24 protein-coding genes are annotated in these 20985 nt (G+C 68.4%); 12 read left to right on the top strand and 12 right to left on the bottom strand.

Annotation, left to right across the window (positions count from 1 at the left end):
• Window positions 1-53 precede the first annotated feature (53 nt).
• The gene (locus tag ABZV40_RS34470; protein WP_355451268.1) at window positions 54-1982 is read right to left on the bottom strand and encodes a hypothetical protein; all 1929 of its coding nucleotides are present in this window, start codon (window positions 1980-1982) and stop codon (window positions 54-56) included.
• Between the two features lie 226 nt (window positions 1983-2208).
• On the opposite strand from ABZV40_RS34470, the gene ABZV40_RS34465 reads away from it, so the two are divergent.
• Window positions 2209-3036 carry a prolyl oligopeptidase family serine peptidase gene (locus tag ABZV40_RS34465; RefSeq protein WP_355451265.1) on the top strand — a complete coding sequence of 276 codons (828 nt, stop codon included), beginning with the start codon at window positions 2209-2211 and terminating at the stop codon, window positions 3034-3036.
• Window positions 3037-3092: 56 nt separating this feature from the next.
• On the opposite strand, the gene ABZV40_RS34460 is transcribed toward ABZV40_RS34465, so the two are convergent.
• The 4 genes from ABZV40_RS34460 to ABZV40_RS34445 all read right to left on the bottom strand — a co-directional run bounded on the left by ABZV40_RS34460 (window position 3093) and on the right by ABZV40_RS34445 (window position 8088).
• On the bottom strand, window positions 3093-5612 hold the full coding sequence (locus ABZV40_RS34460) for an ABC transporter permease (protein ID WP_355451262.1): 2520 nt from the start codon (window positions 5610-5612) through the stop codon (window positions 3093-3095).
• Entirely contained in the window at window positions 5605-6396 is a 792-nt protein-coding gene (locus tag ABZV40_RS34455; protein WP_355451404.1) for an ABC transporter ATP-binding protein, read from the bottom strand. Before ABZV40_RS34455 ends, ABZV40_RS34460 begins: the two co-directional genes overlap by 8 nt.
• 183 nt (window positions 6397-6579) lie before the next feature.
• Window positions 6580-7065 (bottom strand): hypothetical protein, encoded by a 486-nt coding sequence (locus ABZV40_RS34450; protein WP_355451259.1) that lies wholly within the window; start codon window positions 7063-7065, stop codon window positions 6580-6582.
• Window positions 7066-7110: 45 nt separating this feature from the next.
• Window positions 7111-8088 (bottom strand): LLM class flavin-dependent oxidoreductase, encoded by a 978-nt coding sequence (locus tag ABZV40_RS34445; protein ID WP_355451256.1) that lies wholly within the window; start codon window positions 8086-8088, stop codon window positions 7111-7113.
• Between the two features lie 36 nt (window positions 8089-8124).
• Between ABZV40_RS34445 and ABZV40_RS34440 the strand changes: the two genes are divergently transcribed.
• The 6 genes from ABZV40_RS34440 to ABZV40_RS34415 are packed head-to-tail and all read left to right on the top strand — an operon-like array spanning window position 8125 to window position 10889.
• The gene (locus ABZV40_RS34440) at window positions 8125-8394 is read left to right on the top strand and encodes a GNAT family N-acetyltransferase (RefSeq protein ID WP_355451253.1); all 270 of its coding nucleotides are present in this window, start codon (window positions 8125-8127) and stop codon (window positions 8392-8394) included.
• Window positions 8395-8442: 48 nt separating this feature from the next.
• Window positions 8443-9432, top strand: a complete 990-nt coding sequence (locus tag ABZV40_RS34435; RefSeq protein WP_355451250.1) for an MBL fold metallo-hydrolase — start codon at window positions 8443-8445, stop codon at window positions 9430-9432.
• Window positions 9429-10154, top strand: a complete 726-nt coding sequence (locus tag ABZV40_RS34430; RefSeq protein WP_355451248.1) for a lysophospholipid acyltransferase family protein — start codon at window positions 9429-9431, stop codon at window positions 10152-10154. Before ABZV40_RS34435 ends, ABZV40_RS34430 begins: the two co-directional genes overlap by 4 nt.
• Window positions 10151-10285: a hypothetical protein gene (locus ABZV40_RS34425; protein WP_355451245.1), complete on the top strand. Its 135-nt coding sequence runs from the start codon at window positions 10151-10153 to the stop codon at window positions 10283-10285. The genes ABZV40_RS34430 and ABZV40_RS34425 overlap by 4 nt, the downstream gene beginning before the upstream one ends.
• A 4-nt stretch (window positions 10286-10289) precedes the next feature.
• On the top strand, window positions 10290-10415 hold the full coding sequence (locus ABZV40_RS34420) for a hypothetical protein (protein WP_355451242.1): 126 nt from the start codon (window positions 10290-10292) through the stop codon (window positions 10413-10415).
• Window positions 10416-10448: 33 nt separating this feature from the next.
• Window positions 10449-10889, top strand: a complete 441-nt coding sequence (locus tag ABZV40_RS34415) for a ClpX C4-type zinc finger protein (protein ID WP_355451239.1) — start codon at window positions 10449-10451, stop codon at window positions 10887-10889.
• Here the strand turns inward: ABZV40_RS34415 and ABZV40_RS34410 are convergent.
• Genes ABZV40_RS34410 through ABZV40_RS34400 form a run of 3 tightly spaced genes read right to left on the bottom strand, consistent with a single transcriptional unit; the run spans window position 10864 to window position 13983 of the window.
• A complete protein-coding gene (locus ABZV40_RS34410; RefSeq protein WP_355451236.1) occupies window positions 10864-11304 on the bottom strand; it encodes a response regulator in 441 nt (146 codons plus the stop codon). The two genes, ABZV40_RS34415 and ABZV40_RS34410, sit on opposite strands and share 26 nt — an antisense overlap.
• Entirely contained in the window at window positions 11297-12841 is a 1545-nt protein-coding gene (locus ABZV40_RS34405; RefSeq protein ID WP_355451233.1) for an ATP-binding protein, read from the bottom strand. The genes ABZV40_RS34410 and ABZV40_RS34405 overlap by 8 nt, the downstream gene beginning before the upstream one ends.
• Entirely contained in the window at window positions 12838-13983 is a 1146-nt protein-coding gene (locus ABZV40_RS34400) for a SpoIIE family protein phosphatase (protein WP_355451230.1), read from the bottom strand. Before ABZV40_RS34400 ends, ABZV40_RS34405 begins: the two co-directional genes overlap by 4 nt.
• A gap of 65 nt (window positions 13984-14048) precedes the next feature.
• Here ABZV40_RS34400 and ABZV40_RS34395 point away from each other — a divergent pair, with 65 nt between their 5' ends.
• Window positions 14049-14534 carry a GNAT family N-acetyltransferase gene (locus tag ABZV40_RS34395; RefSeq protein ID WP_355451401.1) on the top strand — a complete coding sequence of 162 codons (486 nt, stop codon included), beginning with the start codon at window positions 14049-14051 and terminating at the stop codon, window positions 14532-14534.
• On the opposite strand, the gene ABZV40_RS34390 is transcribed toward ABZV40_RS34395, so the two are convergent.
• The 4 genes from ABZV40_RS34390 to ABZV40_RS34375 all read right to left on the bottom strand — a co-directional run bounded on the left by ABZV40_RS34390 (window position 14469) and on the right by ABZV40_RS34375 (window position 16872).
• On the bottom strand, window positions 14469-14939 hold the full coding sequence (locus tag ABZV40_RS34390; protein ID WP_355451227.1) for a DUF1232 domain-containing protein: 471 nt from the start codon (window positions 14937-14939) through the stop codon (window positions 14469-14471). The genes ABZV40_RS34395 and ABZV40_RS34390 overlap by 66 nt on opposite strands.
• A gap of 132 nt (window positions 14940-15071) precedes the next feature.
• Window positions 15072-15485 carry a hypothetical protein gene (locus ABZV40_RS34385; RefSeq protein WP_355451224.1) on the bottom strand — a complete coding sequence of 138 codons (414 nt, stop codon included), beginning with the start codon at window positions 15483-15485 and terminating at the stop codon, window positions 15072-15074.
• A gap of 83 nt (window positions 15486-15568) precedes the next feature.
• On the bottom strand, window positions 15569-16306 hold the full coding sequence (locus tag ABZV40_RS34380) for a zf-HC2 domain-containing protein (protein ID WP_355451222.1): 738 nt from the start codon (window positions 16304-16306) through the stop codon (window positions 15569-15571).
• Entirely contained in the window at window positions 16303-16872 is a 570-nt protein-coding gene (locus ABZV40_RS34375) for a sigma-70 family RNA polymerase sigma factor (RefSeq protein WP_030468711.1), read from the bottom strand. The genes ABZV40_RS34380 and ABZV40_RS34375 overlap by 4 nt, the downstream gene beginning before the upstream one ends.
• Window positions 16873-16986: 114 nt before the next feature.
• Between ABZV40_RS34375 and ABZV40_RS34370 the strand changes: the two genes are divergently transcribed.
• The 4 genes from ABZV40_RS34370 (at window position 16987) to ABZV40_RS34355 (ending at window position 20732) form a co-directional block, all read left to right on the top strand.
• Window positions 16987-17589, top strand: a complete 603-nt coding sequence (locus ABZV40_RS34370) for a hypothetical protein (protein WP_355451219.1) — start codon at window positions 16987-16989, stop codon at window positions 17587-17589.
• A gap of 61 nt (window positions 17590-17650) precedes the next feature.
• Window positions 17651-18361: a DUF4142 domain-containing protein gene (locus ABZV40_RS34365; protein WP_355451216.1), complete on the top strand. Its 711-nt coding sequence runs from the start codon at window positions 17651-17653 to the stop codon at window positions 18359-18361.
• Window positions 18362-18525: 164 nt separating this feature from the next.
• On the top strand, window positions 18526-19353 hold the full coding sequence (locus tag ABZV40_RS34360; protein ID WP_355451213.1) for a ferredoxin: 828 nt from the start codon (window positions 18526-18528) through the stop codon (window positions 19351-19353).
• Window positions 19350-20732: an FAD/NAD(P)-binding oxidoreductase gene (locus tag ABZV40_RS34355; RefSeq protein WP_355451210.1), complete on the top strand. Its 1383-nt coding sequence runs from the start codon at window positions 19350-19352 to the stop codon at window positions 20730-20732. The genes ABZV40_RS34360 and ABZV40_RS34355 overlap by 4 nt, the downstream gene beginning before the upstream one ends.
• The last annotated feature ends 253 nt before the right edge of the window (window positions 20733-20985 follow it).

Raw genomic sequence — 20985 nt, 5'->3', positions numbered from 1 at the left:
CTTCATCCACCTCACCGGACGGCGAGTCGCGAACCCGAATTCCGGCTACCTGCTCAGGCTGTACCGGTGATCGAGACGCGGGCCGGCGGTGAGACGTCGAACGCCTCGCTGACCGCCTCGACCTCGATGCTCGCGGTGCCACCCGGCGTCAGCGCGATCGCGGGCACGAAGTACGCGTCACCGGTCGTGCCGCCGAGGAAGATCCGTTCGGCACCGGTCCACTGGTGAACCCGGTACTGCCGCACGGAACCGGGCGCCCGCTTCCAGGTGAGCCGCGCCGACACCGTCGCGGCGTCGGTGCGGCTCACCTGCTCGACCTGCACGGCCGACGGCGCCGCCGGGGGCGTCATGACCGGGTCGGCGACGGCGATGCGGCCGATCGACGCGGTGACCGCTGCCCCCGGCAGCACGCGCAGGCCGATCTCGGTGAGCGTCGCGCCGGCGTGCTCGCCGAGCGGGAACACGCTGCGCCGCCACGCCCCGCTGACCCCGCCGAGGTCCAGCACCTTCTCGATCGCGCCGATCCGCAGCACCGCCTGCAGCCGCGACGGACCGGCGCCGGTGCGGTGGACGATCTCGAACTGGCTCTCGCCGGTCAGCTTCACCGACGTGGCGAACAACCGGACGTCGTTGGCGGACACCGGAGTGCCGGTGATCTTCAGTGCGGTGCCGCCGTCGTACGGGTCGTCCCAGTCGAGCGACGGCACGACCTTCGTGCCGGTGCCCGTGACGCTCCACCGCCAGGTGGGCAGCACGTCCTGCAGCGACAGGTTGTTCCACGCCTGCGTCGAGCGCACGGTGCCGTTGACCGCGAACTTCTTCCCGTGTCCGGTGTTGAAGTTCGTCACGAACGGCAGCGAGGTGATCGGCGTCAGCTCGGTGATGTGGTGGGCGACGCCCTTCCACGCGGCGGTCGTCGTGGTGTTCGCCGGGTCACCGTTCGGGCCGACCCAGAACCTGTTGTCCCGCGCGTAGAAGTCGGCGGGGCTCGTGGCCGACTTGAACGTCCACTCCGGACGGTAGAAGCCGAGGGACGTGGTGTGCGGCCTGCCCTCGGGGAAGACCGACGCCCAGTCGACGCTCGTGTTGTAGCCGTTCGCCTCGACGTCCACACCGGACGCGAGGTCGTACGGGCTGCGGTTCATCTGCCTGGCGAGCGCCGCCGAGTTCGCCAGGCCCTGGGCGCTCCACCAGAAGTTGAGGAACATCTCGTCCGACTGCTCGAAGAACATCCGGTTCCGCGCGGTCAGCGCGTTCTGCCAGGAGACGCTGCCGGAGTCGGTCATCGCGTCGTACCAGATGATCCGCAGCCCGCTCCTGCGGAGGTAGCCGATGAAGTCGCGCATGTCCTGCGCCAGCTGGGTGTTGCCGCCGGCGGTCTCCTGGTTGAGGAACCAGCCGTCGAACCCGCAGTACCGCGCGGCCTGGATCATCTTGTCCGCCACCGGGAACCGGTCGCCCTCGCGCTTGACGAAGTCACGGACCCACTGGAGCTGACCGCCGTACGCGGTCGGCGGGAGGAACACGTTGCCGAGCACCCGCACCCCGTTGCGGTGCGCGGCGTCGGTGACGGTCGGGTTCGGCGCGAGGATCAGGCCCTCGGACGCGGAACCGCCCCAGAACACCAGTTCGTCGATGTACTGCCAGTAGTTCGTGGCGTAGTAGTTCATGTCGAGCGAGCCCTGGGACGGGTTGTTGCTCGTCGGCGCATACGCCACCAACGCCTGCACTCGCGCTTCCCCGGCGTGGGCGTGCGCGTTGGCCGGTCTGGCCGGGACGACACGTTTCGCCAGCGGCACCGTGCTGCGGTTGTACCTCGCGTCCCGGTCCGTCGCCGGGTCCCAGTGGAGGATCGTGGCCGGGTGCCAGTACGACGCGTACGGCTGGGCGACCGCGTCGGCGGCGGACGCGGGAGTCTCGGACAGCAGACCGGCCAACGCCGCCGTCGAGCTCAGAACGAGGAACTGTCTGCGAGTGGGCACGCGGTTCACCCTTGTGCGCCACCGGATTCGTCGCATACCGCCGCTTCGGTGACTGCACCGGACGACAATTGCGCGATCTGCTGCGCTGGGTGACCGAGTTCCGCGGCTCCGATCGAGTCGAATTCGAGGCCGGACAGTTCGATCCTGGCGTTACCTACTCGCGAGTAGTTAACATGTGACCGCCGTCGCATTTGGTTCCCTGCCAACCAATCGAGGTGTATTCGTCGTGCGCGTCAAAGCTGTGCTTGCGGCGCTCGTGCTGGCGCTGACCCCGGCCACCGCCAATGCGGCGGCCAACCCCTACGAAAGAGGCCCGGCTCCCACCGCCGCCTCGGTGGAGGCCGCCAGAGGCACCTTCGCCGTCACCCAGGTCACCGTTCCCGTGCAGACGGGCTTCGGTGGCGGCACCATCTACACCCCCACCAGTGACCTCACCTTCGGTGCGATCGCGGTCTCACCCGGATTCCTCGCACCCCAGTCGGCCATCGCCCACTTCGGCCCGCGGCTCGCGTCGTACGGGTTCGTGGTGATCACCATCGACACCCTGTCCGGCTGGGACGACCCGGACAGCCGGGGCCGTCAGCTCCTCGCGGCGCTCGACTACGTGGTGGCCCACAACACCCACGTCGACGCCTCGCGCCTCGCCGTGATGGGCCACTCCATGGGCGGCGGCGGCACCCTGCGCGCCGCCGCCACGCGTCCCGCCCTGCAGGCCGCCGTCCCGCTGGCTCCCTGGAGCGTCACCAAGAACTGGTCGGCGATCAAGGTGCCGACCATGGTGCTCGGCGGCCAGAACGACGCCGTCGCCCCGGAAGCCCAGCACGCGTTGCCGTTCTACGACTCGATGACGGCCGCACCCGAGAAGGCCTTCCTGGAGTTGCGCGGCGGCAACCACTCCGCCCCGGCCAGTGACAACGCGACCGTCCGCAAGTACACGCTGTCGTGGCTGAAGCGGTTCGTGGACGACGATCTGCGCTACGACCAGTTCCTCTGCCCGCCACCGGCACCGAACACCGCCATCTCCGACTACAAGGACACCTGTCCGCACGCCTGACCGAACGCGAAAGGCCGCTGACCGTCCGGCAGACGGTCAGCGGCCCCGCGTGATCATCACTCGTAGGCGATCGCGTCCAGCACGTTGAGCCGCGCGGCGCGGATCGCGGGCAGGATCGCCGCGATCACACCGACGAACGCGGCCACCACGAGGTACTGGACCATGGTGGCCCAGGGGAACCCGATCTCCGTGATGCCCTGGTCCTTCAACGCCTGCACGGTCGCGAGGCCCAGCGCCACGCCGACCCCGAGACCGAGCACCGCGCCGAACACCGAGATCACCACCGACTCCACGGTGATCATCCGCATCACCTGCGACCGCCGCATGCCGATGGCCCGCAGCAGACCCAGCTCACGGGTCCGTTCGATCACCGACAGCGCCAGGGTGTTGATGACGCCGAGGACCGCGATCAGGATCGCCAGCGCCAGCAGGATCTGGATCATCAACAGGACCGTGTCGAACTGCGAGGTCGTCTGCTTCACGAACGCGCTGCGGTCCTGCACGGAGATCTCCGGGTTGTCGGCGAACAGCGGCTCGACGCGCTTCTGCACGTCCGCCACGTTCGTCCCCGGCTTCACCTGCACGAACGCCTCGTTGATCTGGTCGGAGCGGAAGCTGCGCGCCGCCGACTCCGGCAGCACCACCGCGTTCTGCAGCACCTGCGACTTGGCCCAGACGAACCCGACCGTGAACGTGCGGGCGTCACCCTTGGCCAGCTGCAGCTTCACCGTGCTGCCGACCGACCAGCCCTTCTCCGCGGCGAGGTCCTCCGGCGCCGCGAGCTGGTCGTCCTTCAGCGCCGCGATGTCGCCCGACTTCGGGCTGAGCCCGAACATCGTCTTCATCGCCGGCACGTCGGTGACCGCGACGGCGAACAGCTGGCTGTCGCCCTGCAGCACGCCGTCCTGCGACCAGCCGAACGCCGAGCTCACGCCGTCGGTCTTCTCGACCTTCGTCAGCACGTCCCGCGCGAACATCGCCTGCTGGCCCTCCAGCTGGCCCTCGCCGGAGATGATCAGATCGGTCTGCAGCTGACCGGCGGCCAGCTTCTCGATCGACTTGGTCGCCGACGTCAGCACCACGCTCACGCCGGTGATCAGCGAGATGCCGACCATCAGCGCGGCCGCGGTGATCGCGGTGCGGCGCGGGTTGCGCGCGGAGTTGCGCCGGCCCAGCAGGCCCGGCATCGACCACGACAGCAGGCGGCCGATCAGCGACACCATCGGCCTGGACAGCAGCGGGGTCAGCAGCGCCACGCCGACGAACGCCACCAGGATGCCGCCGAAGATCAACGTCAGCGACGCCTTGCTGAAGCCGAAGCCCAGCGCCGTGCCGCCCAGTGCGACGACCAGCGCGCCGATGATCGTGACCTTGGTCAACGGCCGGTCCGGCGTCGCCGCCTCCCGCATCGCCGCGACCGGCGCGATCCGCGAGGCCCGCAGCGCCGGCATGACCGCCGCGACCACGGTCACGATGATGCCGACCGCGAACGAGGAGATCACCGCGGACATCGGCACACCGAGGCCCGCGAGGTGCAGGTTGCCGCCGCCGATCCGGCTGAAGATGCCCGCCAGCAGCGCACCGACGCCGACACCCGCGCCGAGACCGACGATCGACGCGATCAGGCCGATCACGATCGCCTCCAGCACCACCGAGCCGATGACCTGGCCGCGGGAGGCGCCCATCGACCGCAGCAGTGCCAGCTCCCGCGTGCGCTGCGCGACGATGATGGAGAACGTGTTGAGGATGATGAAGATGCCGACGAACAACGCGATGCCGGCGAAGCCGAGCAGCACGTAGTTGAAGAACTTCAGGCCGTCGTTGATCCGGTCGGCCTGCTCCTTCGCCAGCGCGGCACCGGTCTTCACGTCGTAGCCGGAGCCCATCTTCGCCGCCACGGCGTCCCGCAGGGTGTCGGCGGACGTGCCGTTCGCCGCTTTGACCCGGATCTCGGTGAAGACGTCCTTCTTGCCCAGCAGCAACTGTTGCGCGACAGGTTCGGTGAACCCGACGGAGAGCTCGCCGCCCATCGAGTCACGGCCACCGGGGTAGCCGTAGATGCCGACGACCTTGAAGGTCTTCTTGGGCTGCAACGTGAGCAGGCCGATCTCGTCGCCGACCTCGAAGCCACCGGTCGAGGCGAGGTACGCGCCGAGCACCACCTCGTCGTCGGCGTTCGGCGCCCGGCCGTCGCGCAGCTCCTCCTGCCCGAGCCCGGTCCAGGCGAAGCCGAACCGCGGCGCGCCGGAGGTCGTGATCACCTTGCCGTTCTTGCCGATCGGGCGGGCCGAGCCCTGCACCAGACCGTGGGCCTCCGCCACACCGGGGGCAGCCTTCGCCTCGGCGACGGCCTGAGGCGTCAGCAGTTCCGGTTGCTTGCCCTTCTCCTTCTTCGGCGCCACCGAGACGTCCACTTTGGCGTAGACCGTGGAGAACATGTCGGTGAAGGACCGCTGCAGCGTGTCGGTCAGCACGAACGAACCGGACACGAACATCACGCCCAGCACGACCGCGAGCGCGGACAGCACCAGCCGGAGCTTGCGCGACAGCAAGCTCTTGATCGTCGCCTTAAACATTCTGCACCGCGACCGAGTCGAGGTGCTTCATCGTGTCCAGAACCTCTTCCGCGGACGGCGACAGCAGCTCGCGGACGATGTGGCCGTCCTTGAGGAAGATGACGCGGTCCGCGTACGAAGCGGCGTTCGGGTCGTGCGTGACCATCACGATCGTCTGCCCGAACTCACGGGCGGACCGCTGCAGGAACCCCAGCACCTCGGCACCGGACTGCGAGTCCAGGTTGCCGGTCGGCTCGTCCGCGAACACGACGTCCGGACGCGACACCAGCGCACGTGCACAAGCGACACGCTGCTGCTGACCGCCCGACAGCTGCGTCGGCCGGTGGGTCAGCCTGTCCCTCAGACCCACCGTGTCGACGACGACGTCGAACCACGCGCGATCGACCTTCTTGCCGCCGATCGCGAGCGGCAGCGTGATGTTCTCCTCCGCGGTCAGCGTCGGCAGCAGGTTGAACTGCTGGAAGATGAAGCCGACCTTGTCCCGCCGCAGCTCGGTGAGACCGCGGTCCTTCAACCCGGTGACCAAGGTGTCACCGATCCACACCTCGCCGCGGGTCACGTCGTCGAGGCCCGCGAGGCAGTGCATCAACGTAGACTTGCCCGACCCCGACGGCCCCATGATGGCCGTGAACCGGGACCTCTCCAGCTCGACGCTCACCCCCGCGAGCGCGGTCACGGCGGCATCGCCGGACCCGTATTCCTTCCACACGTCGACGGCTCTGGCCGCGACACCTTCGGACGCGCTCACCTTCAGTCCCCTCCTGTGGGTTTTCGTGCGCACCATCTTCGGCGACACGAACGCACCGAAGGGTCAGGTTCTCCCCTGAGAGAACCCTGATTCCAGTGTGCCCCTACCCCCGAGTGGACACGCTGAGAAACCTCTCAGCTCCAGTGCGTGCGCGTCTGCACGTGGTTGCGGGGGAACGATATTTCACCGGCGGGACAAGCGTCTTCCGCCTTCGGGTGACTAGGCCGTCAACTTCCGTCGCATTGGGACGGACGGTTGCATTCGCCAGGAAACCAATTCCACGCGGAGGCCTTCGGCCAACGCGTTCTCGGCGAGCCAGTGGTCCACGTCACCGCGGTAGGCGCTCGCCGGCCGCGGCCAGCGGTCGAGCCAGTCGAGGAACGCCGCGTTGCACGTGATCGGACCACCCGGCGGGCGCACGCCGAGCACGAGCACGGGATCCTCTCCGATGGCGAAAGAAGCGGCGGTGTCGTGCACACCCCCGAAGAGGACCCGGTCCGCACCCAACTCACGGGCTTTGTCCGCCACCCCGAAGAACGCCGACCCGCGCCCGTATGCGCGCACCACGAGCTGATGCGCGCCGAAGTCGGTGTCGAGGAACTCATCGGCGTACGTGCCGTCGTCGGCCAGCACCAGCACGTTCGTGCCGTCGGGGAGTTCCCCGACCTGACCCGGATGCGTGATGCCGATGACGGTGATGCCCACACGGAAATCCTCGCGGATCTGTGTTAACCCTTGGCACCGTTGGTGTTAAACAAGTTTCGGCAGCACTTCGGCACCGAACAGGCGAATCGTTTCGACGACCGACTCGTGCGGCATGCCACCGATGTCGACCATCACCAGGTGCGTGTCGATGGACAGCAGCTCCGCCAACGCGTTCAGCCGGTCCGCCACCTCCTCCGGCGTGCCGCACACCGCCGCGCCGTCCATGATGGCGTTCACATCGATGTCGCCGTCACCGCGCCACGGGTCCGCGAACCGCGCGTACTCGGCCAGGTGCGGCCGCCACCGCTCGCGCGCATTGTCGTGCGCCACGAACACATGGCTCGGCACGCCGACGCGGCCGCCGGGGAACCGTTCGCGGTACCGGTGCACCACGTCCGCGTAGATCGCGGGATCCCGCAGCGTCGACGGCAGCATCAACGGCATCTTCAGCTCCGCGCCCAGATCCGCCGACACCGCCGAGCCGGACCCGATCCACACCGTCGGTCGCGGCGCCTGCACCGGCCGTGGCGTCGTGGTCACGTGGCTCAGCGGCCCGCGGAACCGGCCGTCCCAGCTCACCCCCGGTTCCTCCAGGAGCTTGAGCAGCAGCCGCAGGTGCTCCTCGAACCGCTCCCGCAGCTCGCCCGGCTGCACCCCGAACGCCGCGTCGGTCTGCTGGTCGACCCCGCGCGCCACGATCAGCTCGGCCCGCCCGTCCGACAGCACGTCCAACGTGGCCAGTGCCTCGGCGACCAGCACCGGGTCGCGGTGGGCCAGCAGCGTCACGCCGGTGGAGAGCTTCAGAGTGGACGTTCGCGCCGCCACGGCCGCCAGGAGCAGCTCGGGGGCGGACACGATGTAGCGCGTGAAGTGGTGCTCGCCGATCGCGACGCCCGCGAACCCGGCCTCCTCGGCCACCACCGCCTGCTCGACCATCGCCCGCAGCCGGTCGGACTGCGACACCTCCTCGCCCGTGCACGGGTTGGGCAGGTGGTCGCCCAGGATCAGCAGGTAGACGTCCATGCGGATCATTTTCCACTGAGCGGGCAAGATGGGCGCATGGTCATCGACAACAGCGCCGAAAACCGGTACGAGGTCCACGTCGACGGCGCGCTCGCCGGGTTCCTGGAGTACCGGGTGGTCGGTGACGTCATCGCCCTGGTGCACACCGAGGTCGGCGAGGCCTACGCCGGCCGGGGTCTCGGCGCGCAGCTCGCCAAGTTCGCGCTCGACGACGCCATTGCCCGTAGCATCAAGGTTTCGCCACTTTGCCCGTTCGTGGCGAAGTACATCGACAAGCACCCCGAATACCGTGTTACCGTCCGGTAGTAGTTGCGTACGCGAACAATGTTGGCGCTGACAATGAGGTGAGCGGGCGTGTGGAGTGAACCGGGCGCGTTCGAGGTGGCACCAGGCGTGCACCGCATTCCGCTGCCCCTGCCGAACGACGGCCTGCGCGCGGTCAACGTGTACGCGATCGAGGACGGCGACGGGCTCGTGCTCGTCGACTCCGGCTGGGCGCTCGACGAGGCCCGCGACCAGCTGGAAGCCGCGCTCGGCACGTTGGACAAGGGCTTCGAGGACATTCGCCGGTTCCTCGTCACGCACGTGCACCGCGACCACTTCACGATGGCCGTGTCGTTGCGCCGCCTGTTCGGCGCGAAGATCGGCCTCGGTCTCGGCGAGCAGCCGTCGTTGCGGCACATCCTGCACGGTGAGGGTGACCAGCACGTCGACGACCTGCGCAAATGGGGTGCGGGCGAGCTGGCGGAGACGTGGATCAGGATCATGCACCACGTCAACGTCGACGACGCCCGGCGCGGCTACGAGGAGCCGGACGAGTGGCTCGTCCGCAGCACCCTCGACCTCGAACACCGCAAGCTCGAAGTGATCCCCACGCCCGGTCACACCCGCGGCCACGTCGTGTTCGTCGACCCCACCGCCAAGGTGCTCTTCTCCGGCGACCACGTGCTGCCGCACATCACGCCGTCGATCGGCTTCGAGCCGTTGCGCCCCGAGCTCCCGCTCGGCGACTACCTGACGTCGCTCCGGCTGACCCGTGAGCTGCCGGACCTGAAGCTGCTGCCCGCGCACGGCCCGGTGACCGACAGCTCGCACGCCCGCGTCGACGAGCTGCTGCACCACCACGAGCAGCGCCTGGAGGAGATCCTCAAGGCGGTCAGCGGCAGCGCGTTCGAGACCGCCCGCAAGATCGGCTGGACGCGCCGGCAGCGCCGGTTCGACGACCTCGACATGTTCAACCAGGTCCTGGCCGTCGGTGAGACGGCCGCGCATCTCGACGTTCTGGTCGAACGTGGTGAATTGACCAGAACGGTGAACGCCGGCGTGCTCGAATATCAGGTGTGACACCGCTCGAGCTGGCCGCCTGGACGTGGAAGATGCCCAGGAGAGGCCGGGGTTTCTGGTTCTCGCTGGCGATCGACGTGCTGTGGCCGGTCGTCGTGCTGTTCGTGCGTCTGCGCGTGCGCGGCAGGCAGCACGTGCCGGGCGACGGCGGCGTGATCCTCGCGTTCAACCACCTGTCCAACGCGGACACCGTCGCGGCCGTGGTGTTCGCGCTGATGTCGAACCGGGTGCCGCGCGTGCTCGCGAAGGCGTCGTTGTGGCGCACGCCGGTCATCGGCTGGGTCATGCGGTCCGGCGGGCACATCCCGGTGGAACGCGGCACGGTCAAGGCCGCCGAGGCCCTGAAGCCCGCGGTGGAGGCGCTGCGGGCGGGGGAGTGCGTGATGGTGTTCCCCGAGGGCACCTTCACCAGCGACCCCGACCACTGGCCCATGAAGGGCAAGTCGGGGGTCGCGCGGATGGCGCTGGAGAGCCGCGTGCCGGTCGTCCCGGTCGCCGAGTGGGGCACCCAGGACCTGCTGCCGAAGGGCACGATCCTGCCGAGGTTGTTGCCCCGCAAGAGGGTCGAGGTGGTCGCGGGCGCACCGGTCGACCTGTCCGACCTGTACGACCTGGAACTGACCGCCGAGGTGCTCGACGAGGCCACCACGCGGGTCATGGACGCCATTACGACCATGTTGGTGGGTATACGTTCCGGGCGAACGGGTAGCCAAAAAGCATGACTTTCCCGAATGAAGGCGTGAGGCCCGGAGGGGATGGGCTGTGGGCGCCCGTGATCCCCGAACCACGTGAGGACCAGCAGTGGGTCGTGCAGGCCGACGACGACCCGTTGATCGTGCGAAGCCTGGACTGAGCACGTGTTCGTCACCCGCCCCGCAGGCCTGCTGCCGTGGATGAAGGGCGCCTTCATCCACCTGAGGTCGATGAAGGCGCCCTTCATCGACGACGGGAGGTTTTCGGGCAGGACCTACGATCATGTCTAGGCAGACTAGACGCGTCTAGCTACTCTAGACGGCATGACTCTGGATGAGGAACTGCTCGCGTCAGCGCGCAAGGCCGGCACGCTCGCGGCCGCCGCGCAGGACCAAGCCGACATCGCCAAGGCCGTCTACCACCACAGCGTGCTGCGTCTGCACCGAGCCGGCGGCTCGATGCGCGAGATCGCGGAAGCGCTGAAGATGAGCCACCAGCGCGTGCACCAGATCGTGGAACAGTCCAAGCGCACCGAGAAGTGCTGGTTCTGCGGGCGGATGGGCGACGAGGTCGGCAAGATGATGGCCGGTCCGACCGCGCTCATCTGCGACATCTGCATCGCCGCTGCTCAGGTCGCCGAGGTCGGCGACTGCTCGTTCTGCAGCGAGACCAAGCCGGTCCACCGGGGCGCCGAGGCGGAGATCTGTCAGTCGTGCCTCGACTTCAGCGCCGGCGTGATCAGCGGGGCAGCTTCACCACGGTGACGAAGAAGTCGTCGATCTGACGGACGACCTCGATGAACCTCTCGAAGTCCACGGGCTTCGTGACGTAGGCGTTGGCGTGCAGGCTGTAGCTGCGCAGGATGTCCTCTTCGGCGTCCGAAGTGGTCAGCACGACGACCGGGATCGACCGCAGTTCGGCGTCCGCCTTCACCTCGGCCAGCACCTCGCGCCCGTCCTTGCGGGGCAGGTTGAGGTCCAGCAGGATCAGGCCCGGCCGCGGCGCGTCGGCGTACTCGCCCTCGCGCCGCAGGAAGGCAAGCGCTTCCACGCCGTCCTTCACCACGTGCAGGGTGTTGCGGATCTTGTGGTGCTCGAACGCTTCCTGCGTCATCAGCGCGTCGCCGGGGTCGTCCTCCACCAGCAGGACGTCGATCACGGTCAGCGGTGTCTCATTCATGCGCTACCTCGGCCAACTCTTCCTCTGCCGGCTGTTCTTCGGCCGGCTGTTCTTCGGCGACGGGCAGGGTGAACTCGAACGTCGTCCCGGCGTCACCATCGGTCTTCAGCCAGATGGTCCCGCCGTGGTACTCGACGATCTTCCGGCACATCGCCAGGCCGATGCCCGTGCCCGGATAGGCGTCCTTCGGGTGCAGGCGCTGGAAGATGATGAAGATCCGGTCAGCGTACTCCGGCTCGATCCCGATGCCGTTGTCGTGCACGGAGAACTTCCACATGTCCCCGTCGCGCTCGGCCTCGATGTTGATCACGGGGTCGGCAGAGCCGCGGAACTTCAACGCGTTGCTGATCAGGTTCTGGAACACCGCGCTGAGCAGCGACGCCTCACCGCGCACGCAAGGCAGGTTCTCCGCCACGATCCGGGCGTTGGTCTCCTCGATGCGTTCGGAGAAGCTGTCGACGAGGTGCCGCACGACGTCGCCGATGTCCACCACCGTGCGTTCACGGGTGATGCGGCCGACGCGGGAGAACGCCAGCAGGTCGTTGATCAGCCCCTGCATCCGCTTGGCGCCGTCCACGGCGAACTCGATGTACTGGTCCGCGCGTTCGTCGAGCTTGCCGCCGTAGCGCCGTTGCAGCAGCTGGCAGAACGACGCCACCTTGCGCAGCGGTTCCTGCAGGTCGTGCGACGCGACGTAGGCGAACTGCTCCAGCTCGGAGTTGGACCGCTGCAGCTCCGACTTCGCCGCGTCGAGCGTCGCCAGCTCCTGCACGATCCGGCGGCGCATCGCGTCGACGTCCTCGCCGAGCATGACCGTCTCCAGCGGACCGTGCGCGTCGATCTCGTGCTCGAAGTCGCCCGACGCCACCTGCCTGACCTGCTCGGCGAGCTCGCTGAGCGGTGCGATCAGCAGGCGGTGCAGCAGCAGCGACAGCCCGCCGATCACCGCGACCAGCAGCACGCCCATGCCGATCACCAGCCACAGCACGACGGTCGCCGCGTGGTTCACGTCGTCGCGGGCGCCCGCACCGAGGCGGCCGATGTCGGCCTGCACCCCGTCGAGCTCGGCGCGGACCTGGTCGAAGAGCGCCTTGCCGCGATCGTTGTCCTGCGAGGTGGTGCTGACCGGACCGGACCGGCGGACCCCGGCGATCGTGGGTTCCGCGTACTGGGCGCGCCACTCGCGCGCGAGGTCCTCGATCCGCTGCACCCGGCCGTTGACGTCGCCGACGAGGTCGCGCACGTCCTTCGCGGACCGCGCCTCCTCGGTCTGCCCGTCCAGGTACGGCTTGAGGAACTCCATCTCGCCGGTCAGCACGTATCCGCGCAGGCCGGTCTCCTGGTCGAGCAGCGCGCGGCTCAGGTCCTTCGCCCGGCGTTCCGCGGGCGCGATCCGGTCGATGGAGTGCTCCCGCGCGTCGGCGAGCGAGTCGAGCGCGACCACCGTGGACGCGATCGCCACCGCGGTCATGGCCAGCAGGATCGTGACGATGACGATCAGCAGCCGGCTCGCCGGCAACCGTTCCGGCAGCTTCACCTGGGGTCCTTCAGCAGCAGCACGGCCATGTCGTCGTCGAGCGCCCCTCCGTTGAGCTCCGTCACCTCCGCGATCAGGGGGTCCAGCCAGTCCGGGCCCTGCCGCAGGTGTCCGCGCAGGATCTCGCACAGGCGCTCGACGCCGAGCCGATCGGTGTCACCGGGTACCCGGCCCTCGATCAGTCCATCCGTGAAGCAGGCGAGCTGCCAGCCGGGCGGCAGGGGCACGTCCACGCCGGTCCAGGCGTAGTCGGGCAGCACGCCCAGCGGCACGCCCACCTTCGACTGCGGCAGATCGACGATCTTCTGCCCGGCCACGAGCAACGGCTCGGGGTGCCCGGCCAGGAAGTAGCGGGCCGAACGCCGGTCCGGCGCCACGGCGACCACGCAGGCGGTGGTGAAGATGCCCTCGCCGTGCCGTTCCGCGACGAGCACCTGGTCCAGGGTCCGCAGCACCTTCTCCGGCGGTTCGCCCGCGAGCACCAGGGCCCGCCAGGCGATCCGCAGGCAGACGCCGAGTGCCGCCTCGTCCGGGCCATGACCGCAGACGTCGCCGATGATCGCGTGCACCGAGCCGTCGGGCAGGCCGACCGCGTCGTAGAAGTCGCCGCCGAGCAGCATGCGCTGGCCGCCGGGCTGGTAGCGGACCTCCAGGTCGAGGTCGGATCCCTTGAGCAGCGGGGGAGGCAGCAGGCCGCGTTCGAGGCGGGACCGTTCGGCCGCCAGCAGCTTGGCCTCGCGCAGCTGGAACTGGGCGTCGTCGGCGCGGCGGCGTTCGACCGCGTACCGGACGCCGCGCAGCAGCAGTTCGCCGTCGACCTGGCCCTTGATGAGGTAGTCCTCGGCACCGGCCGAGACCGCCTCGATGCCCTCGCGTTCGTCGTTGAGCCCGGTCAGCACCAGGATCGCGGGCGCGTCCGGCTTGCTCAGCAGCCGGTGCAGGGCGTCGAGGCCCTGCGCGTCCGGCAGACCGAGGTCGAGCAGCACGCACTCGGCGTCGCCGAGCATGCGTTCGGCCTCGGCGAGCGTGTGGGCGCGCGACAGGATGAACGGCGCACTCGCCTCTTCGAGCAGTGCCTCGACGAGCAGGGCGTCGCCATCGTCGTCCTCGACCAGGAGGACGCGCACGGTCTTGGTTCGCATCAGGTCGGACTTTAACGTTATTCAGGTGCGGCGCTCGCGTCCGACCTACCAGGATTGCGGGCGTGTTGATCCGTCTCGCCCAACCAGCCGAACTGCCGTACCTCCAGGAGATCGAAAACGCCTCCTGCGAGGTGTTCCGCGACATCGGCATGCCGGAGATCGCCGACGACGACCCGATCTCGCTGGAGGCGCTGGCAGAGCACGAGGTCTGGGTCGCCGTGGGGGAGCAGGGCGTGCCCGTGGCGTTCATCGCGACCGGTGACGTGGACGGCGCGACGCACATCCACCAGGTCAGCGTGCACCCGTCGCACGCGCGGCAGGGCATCGGCGCGGCGCTGATCGAGCACGTGCGGCGGGCCGGCCGCACCGTGACGCTCACGACGTTCCGGGACGTGCCGTGGAACGCGCCGTACTACGAGCGACTGGGTTTCCGCCCGGTCACCGGGACCTCGCCCGGTCTGGCCGAAATCATGAGCGAGGAGGCCTCAAGGGGCCTCGATCCCGCGACTCGGCTCGCGATGGTCCTTCTCCCAGCGCAGGAACGAGCCTGACGCGATCGAGAGGCTGCTGAGCAGCCAGACCAGCACGCCCGCGTCGTCGGTCACGCCGATCACCGGCAGGAAGTCCGGCAGGACGTCGATCGGCGAGATCAGGTAGACGAGCGCGACCGCCCACAGCAGCACCTGGCTGCGTGGCAGCTCCGGGTACCTCCCGCTGCGCCAGGCCTTCCACAGCCGCGGCAGGGCCTTCGCGCGCTGGATCGGGTTGCCGACCGGCCCGGGAACGCCCTGGGCGCGTTTGCGACGGTTGCGCAGCACGCCCAGGACGACGAACAGCAGGCCGAGCGGGATCATCACCCAGCCGACGACGGTCGGGCTCAGCCCGCCGAGGCTCGCGGTGCGGAAGAGCAGGATCAGCAGACCTGACAGGGAGATGACCGATCCGAAGACGACCATGAGTGCCGCGGCCTCCAGCCTTTGCCTCGTATTTCGCCGGTCAGACGGGTGCATCGCGGTGCCGGCGCCGCGAGGGTGGTACCAAGCACCTCGCCAGGCGGCGAGTCGCGAACACGACTTCCGGCTACCTGCTCAGCTCGGCTCCTGGAAGAGCATCGTCGGGACGGCTTTGGGCGGCTGCTTCTCCGCTCGTTCCGGCTGCTTGAGCTCGATGACGGGCTCGGGCTCGGGTTCCCGCGGGGCGACCTCCTCAACCACCGGCTTGCGCGCCGCCTTCACGGGCGCGGGCGTGGTCTGGTCCAGAGCGGCACGCGCCTTGGAGATCCAGACCTTCTGCATGGCCTCGTCCTTGCTGCCCGCCGCCGTCGCGGCGAGTCCGGAGAGGACACCGCGGATGCGCGGAACCAGAGCTGGATGACGCCGAATCGCCTGCCACACAGCGTGATCACCCGGTAGCCGGGCGGACACGAGCTGCTTGACCTGAGCGCGCAGCTCCTCTGTGGACAGATCGAGCCAACGCTCGACCGCTGACGGGCCAATCGCCACGTGCACAGCCTCCCCGAAAACGACAACCGCCCCCACAGGATCTCACGGATCCAGCGGGGGCAGTGGTCTGGTGTCGGGAAGCGTCAGGAAGCGACGACTTCGAGCAGGGTCTTGCCGTTCTCGTCCACGATCCGGAACGTCGCGATCTCGTGCCAGCGCATGGCCACGTTCGCCTGGAGCCGGATCGTCTTCTTGTCCCCGGCCACCGGTTCGGGGGCGTACCAGGACGTGACCTGGGCGACGCGGCCCGCGCGCCCGACGGCGACGAGTGATCCCCTGCTGGGGCCGGACATGCCGCTGACCTCGATGTCCATCGAGGTTCCCCAGGGCTCGTCCGAAGCGGTGATCTTGGTGAAGACCCCGCTGTTCGGGTCCTGCTGCTGCACCCGCATCGAGGAGTCGGTGGAGTTGTTCGCCACCGGCGTCTGCGACGTCGTGGGGTGCTGGGGCGCGGCCGAGTTCGAACCGTTGTCGCTGCCGCGCACCACGAGCGACGTGACGACGGCCGTCACCGCCACGATGCCGGCGGCGGCGGCCGCGACACCCTGGGCGACGAACCACCTTCTGCGCTTCCTGCGTGCCGCGACCGCGTCGAGCATGACCCGCACCGACTTGCCGTCCGGGCGTTCCGGAGCTGTTCCGCGCAGCATTCCGCCCGCGTCGGCCTCGTCGATCAGGTCCGGCACCACCGCGAAGTCGCGCAGGTCAAGGGCACACCTGCGACATTCCGTCAGGTGGTTCTCGAACGCCTCCACCTCATCGGCATCGAGGATGCCGAGCACGTAGGCGGCGACGTCGAGGTGATCTGGTGCCGTTGTCACCGCGTCTCTCCCCGATCGTGCAACGCACGCCGCAACGCTCGCAGCGCGTAGTACACCCGCGACTTGACCGTTCCCGGTGGCACACCCAGTGCCGCCGCGGCCTCACCGACGGTGCGATCCCGCAGGTATGTCTCGAGAATAGCCTCCCTGTGTTCCTCTGAGAGACCGTTCATCGCCTCGGCGACGACGATCGCTGCGAGGGTGCGATCCTCCTCGCCGCCCGAAGGCGACTCGTCCGAAGGGGTCAGTTCGAACTCCTGCGGACGGACGCTTCTCTTCCGTCTGTCGTCAATGACCAACCGCCTTGCCACCGTGAACAACCACGACCGCAAGAGCACGGGGTCACGCTCGAGTTTCTCGGCGTTGCGCCACGCCCTGACCAGGGTTTCCTGCACGATGTCCTCGGCCCATTGTCGATCATGGCCCGTCAACCTCATGCAGTGTCCCAGCAGGGCGCTGCCGAATTCCTCGTACAGCCGGCGGATCAACTCTTCCTCGAGAGACCCCGGTCTTGGTGATTGTTCGTCTAACTCGCGTTGACGTCTATGCCGCGCCACGGGGGACATCCTTGCCCCATGAAGCGTCTCAAGTCGAGAGGCAAATATTCCTCACGAACTCCGTGAACCGTTGCCGGATCGTGTCCGTACTCCTCGGTACCCAAGCCGAGAAAGGACCTGCCGATGCGACGTGGTCGAGCCATCACCGCCCTGGCGGCACTGGCTGTCAGCCTCACCGCGTGCGGCAGCGACCAGACCCCTCCTGGAGGCTCCGGAGCAGGCGGTTTGTCGGCGAAGAACGCCGACACCAGCGCCTCGATGATGTTGTTCATCTCCAACCGGGACGACATGGGGTGGTTCGTCACCGACGGCGACGGGCTCCCGCTCTACCGCTTCGACAAGGACACCCCGAAGCCGTCGAAGTCCAACTGCGAAGGCGAGTGCGCCAAGACCTGGAAGCCGGTCCCCGCGGACAAGCCGGTGATGGCGACCGGGGTCGACCCGATCTCCATGGGCACCGTGACCAGGGCCGACGGCACCAAGCAGCTCACCATCGCGGGCTACCCGCAGTACACCTTCGCCGAGGACAAGGTCGCCGGTGACCTGAAAGGCCAGGGAAAGGGCGGCACGTGGTGGGTCACCGCCCCCAACGGCGCCAAGATCACCGGCGGCAAAACCCAGAACAACACGCAGAACAAGAGCAGCAGCACGCCGAGCACGTCCCCCAGCCCGACCGGCGACCAGGCGCCGCCGCCTGCGCCGACCTCGGGTGCGCCCGGCTACTGAGCCCACTGCTCGACCACGAAACCCCTACCGACTTCCACTGAACAACGAGGACATCAAGACGATGACCAGAGCCCTCGCCACCGTCTTGGCGATGTTGTTCCTCTTCTTCGCCACTCCATTCGCTGCTCAGGCGCAGCCCGCGGACACCGGCGGAGTGCAGGACACCCCGACGGGTCCGTTGACCGCGAACGACCGTGAACTGCTGAACAAGGTGCGCCAGGCGGGCCTGTGGGAAATGCCGATGGGCGAGCTCACGGCCACGAAGGCGTCGAACGCGCGGGTCAAGCAGATCGGCAAGATGATCATGCTCGACCACATGATGCTGGACAACCTGACCAAGAAGACGGCTGCCCAGTTCAACCTCACCACGCCCGACGTGCCGAACCCCTCGCAGCAGTCGTGGATGGACGAGCTGAACGGTCTCGAGGGAGACGCGTTCGACCAGGCGTTCGTCGCGAGGCTGCGGGCCGCGCACGGCCAGGTCTTCAACTTCATCGCGAAGGTCCGCACGCAGACCCGCAACGACACCATCCGCGGGTTCGCGCAGGCCGGTATCGACGTGGTGATGAAGCACATGACGTTGCTGGAGAGCACGGGTCTCGCAGGCGATCCCGCCTTCGCCGAGCCCCAGCCCGCCGGCGGCATCATCAAGGCGAACCTCGCCTCCGGCGACGGTCCGAACATGTGGGTGATCATCTCGGTCACCGCCGCGGGAGCCGTTCTCACGGTGCTCCTGCTCCGAGTACTCCGCCCGCGACGACCGGTGCGGTGATTCGGCAAGACCCCGTTCTGTAACGGGAAACGGAGGTGGTGTCCCAAGGTCAGAGGCACTCCAACGCGGACCTGTTCCCACCCGCCCGGCCCTGATGTGTCCACTCCTGCACGGCAGGACCGGGCGGGTTCCCCGCGAGAAGTTCTTTTCCGGAGGAAGAGTTGTTGTCCAGCCAGATTCCGCTCCTGGTGGCCCAGGCTTCCGAGTTCGACTCGGGCGTCAAGAAGATGGCTCAGCTGTCTGCCAGGCTGGCTTACGTCATGATGTGCGCCACCTTGTCCTGGGGCGTGCTCATCGCGACCGGGTGGGCCGAGAAGCTCACCGGCCGTGAGGGACTGAAGAACGGGCACATGGTGCTCGCCTCGCTGACGATCGCGTTCGGTTCCATCCACGCGTTCGCCTTCACGTTGATCCAGAACGGCACGTTCAGCTTCATCAAGCTGGTGCTGCCGTTCGTGGACGGCGGCCTCTTCCGGCACGCGCTCGGCATCGTCGGACTCGAGGTCATGGCCGCGATCGCCATCCTGGCGTCGATGCGGCACAAAGTCTTCTACCGCAAGTGGCTGAGGTTCCATCAAACGGCGTACATCGTCGTGGCCGCCACTGTGGTCCACTCCTGGTTCGGCGCCATCGCGAACGGCAACCTGTCCGTTCTCTGGCTCGCCGGCCTCACCATCCTCGTCCCGACCGCGACCGTGTCGCTGGCCCGTTTCCTGCCGCCCGAGGTGCTGATGCGCATCGGCATGCTCGACGCCGAGCGCGGCAAGGAACCCGGTGTCGGCGAGGGCGACGCGATGGACGTGAGCGTCAACAACGAGAAATGCCACCGCTACGGCACGTGCCAGGCGGAGGCGCCGGATGTTTTCCAGTTGATCGAAGACAACCGCCTGACCTACAACCGCCGCCCGCCGGAGGAGCACTTCGCCCAGGCCCGAGCGGCACAGCGCGCGTGCCCGATGCGCGCGATCGAGATCAGGGAGCGAGTGAAGTGAGCGAACGGATCGTGGTCGTCGGCGGCGGGCTCGGAGGAGTCCGTTCCGCGGAACGGCTGCGGGAGATGGGTTTCGACGGGCAGATCACGATCCTGTCCGCCGAGCGGCACCTCCCGTACCACCGCCCGTGCCTGTCGAAGCAGATCATCACCGGTGAATGGCACCCGGACGACTCGCTGCTGAACTTCTCCGGCGACCTCGACGCCGAGTGGCGGCTGAACTCGCCCGCACTGCACCTCGACCCGAAGAAGCAGTCGGTCTGGGTGCCGGGAGGCGAGGAGATCAAGTACGACGGCATGATCATCGCTACCGGCGTCGACGCCAGGGCGATGGGCGGGGCGCCGCGCCACGACCCGCGGGTCCACGTGCTGCGGACGCTCGACGACGCGGTCGCGATCCGCAAGAACATCCGTCAGTCGCAGGGTCTCGTCGCCGTCATCGGCGGCGGGTTCATCGGTTGCGAGCTCGCGTGTTCGGTTCGTCACATGGGCCGTGACGTGGCTCTGATCGTGCGCTCGCCGGCGTTGCTGGGAGGCATCGTCGGTGACGAGATCGGCAAGAAGATCACCGAGGCGCACATCCACCACGGCGTGCGGCTCGCCACCGGTGTCGGCATCAAGCACTGGGTGCGCCAGCCCGGCGGCATCGGCATCCACCTCTCCGACGGCCAGGTCTTCTTCGCCTCGTGCGTCGTGCTCGCCGTCGGTGCCTCGCCGGCCGTCGACTGGCTGCGCGGCTCGGGCCTGGACATCAGCGATGGCGTGTTGTGCGACGCCACGAACCACGTGGTCGGCGCCGAGAACCTCGTCGCGTGCGGTGACGTGGCCCGTTGGCCGAACATGCGCTTCAACGGCGCCACGCGCCGGGTCGAGCACTGGCTCAACGCCGTCGAGGGCGGCCGTGCCGCCGCCGAGAACCTGCTGGTCGGCCGCAACCACGCCAAGCCCTACACGCCGGTCCCGCGGTTCTGGACCGAGCAGTACGGCATGCGGGTCCAAGGCGCCGGACTGCCGGTCCTGGGCACCGACACCACCGACGTCAACGGCCTCACCGGCTTCATCGCCAACGGCAAGCTGGTCGGCATCGTCGGCCTCGAACAGCCGGGCCGGATCATCACCGAGACCCCGGAGCTCTTCCGCCAGAACACCGTGGACACGAACGTCTCCGTGTGGACGCAGCCCGCGGAGGAAACCAGGGTGGCCGCCGCGCCGCAGGTCGCCCCGACCACCCAGATCCAGGTACCCGAACCAGTCGCCGCCCACGCATCATCCGTTCCCCCGTCCGTCTCGTCGTCGATGTCCCCGCCTTTGCAGCGGCGGCGGCATTCACGATCGAGGCCGGAGATGGTGCGAGTGGGCGGAGGACGCGCGAGGCCTTAACCCGGTCAGGAGGTATCGGCTTGCCGGCACAGGGCAAGCGGGAACGGCGAACTCCGACGTCGCTCGCGTTGGCCAGGTGGCGGACCTATGACGCCACGCGCGCGATGCGCTCGTTCCCGCGCCGGCAGGCTGACCTTCCTTCTCGTGCGTCATCAACGGTGTGGCGGCTCGGCGGGCTCCCGAGTCGCCACACCGGCCTGTTCGAAGGTTGTCGATGAAGGGCGCCTTCATCCACGTGGAGTGGATGAAGGAG

This window comes from Lentzea sp. NPDC004782 (assembly GCF_040609115.1).
GTDB lineage: Bacteria > Actinomycetota > Actinomycetes > Mycobacteriales > Pseudonocardiaceae > Lentzea.
Note: the sequence above shows the minus strand (reverse complement) of the source record. Positions and strands in the feature narration are given on the sequence as shown.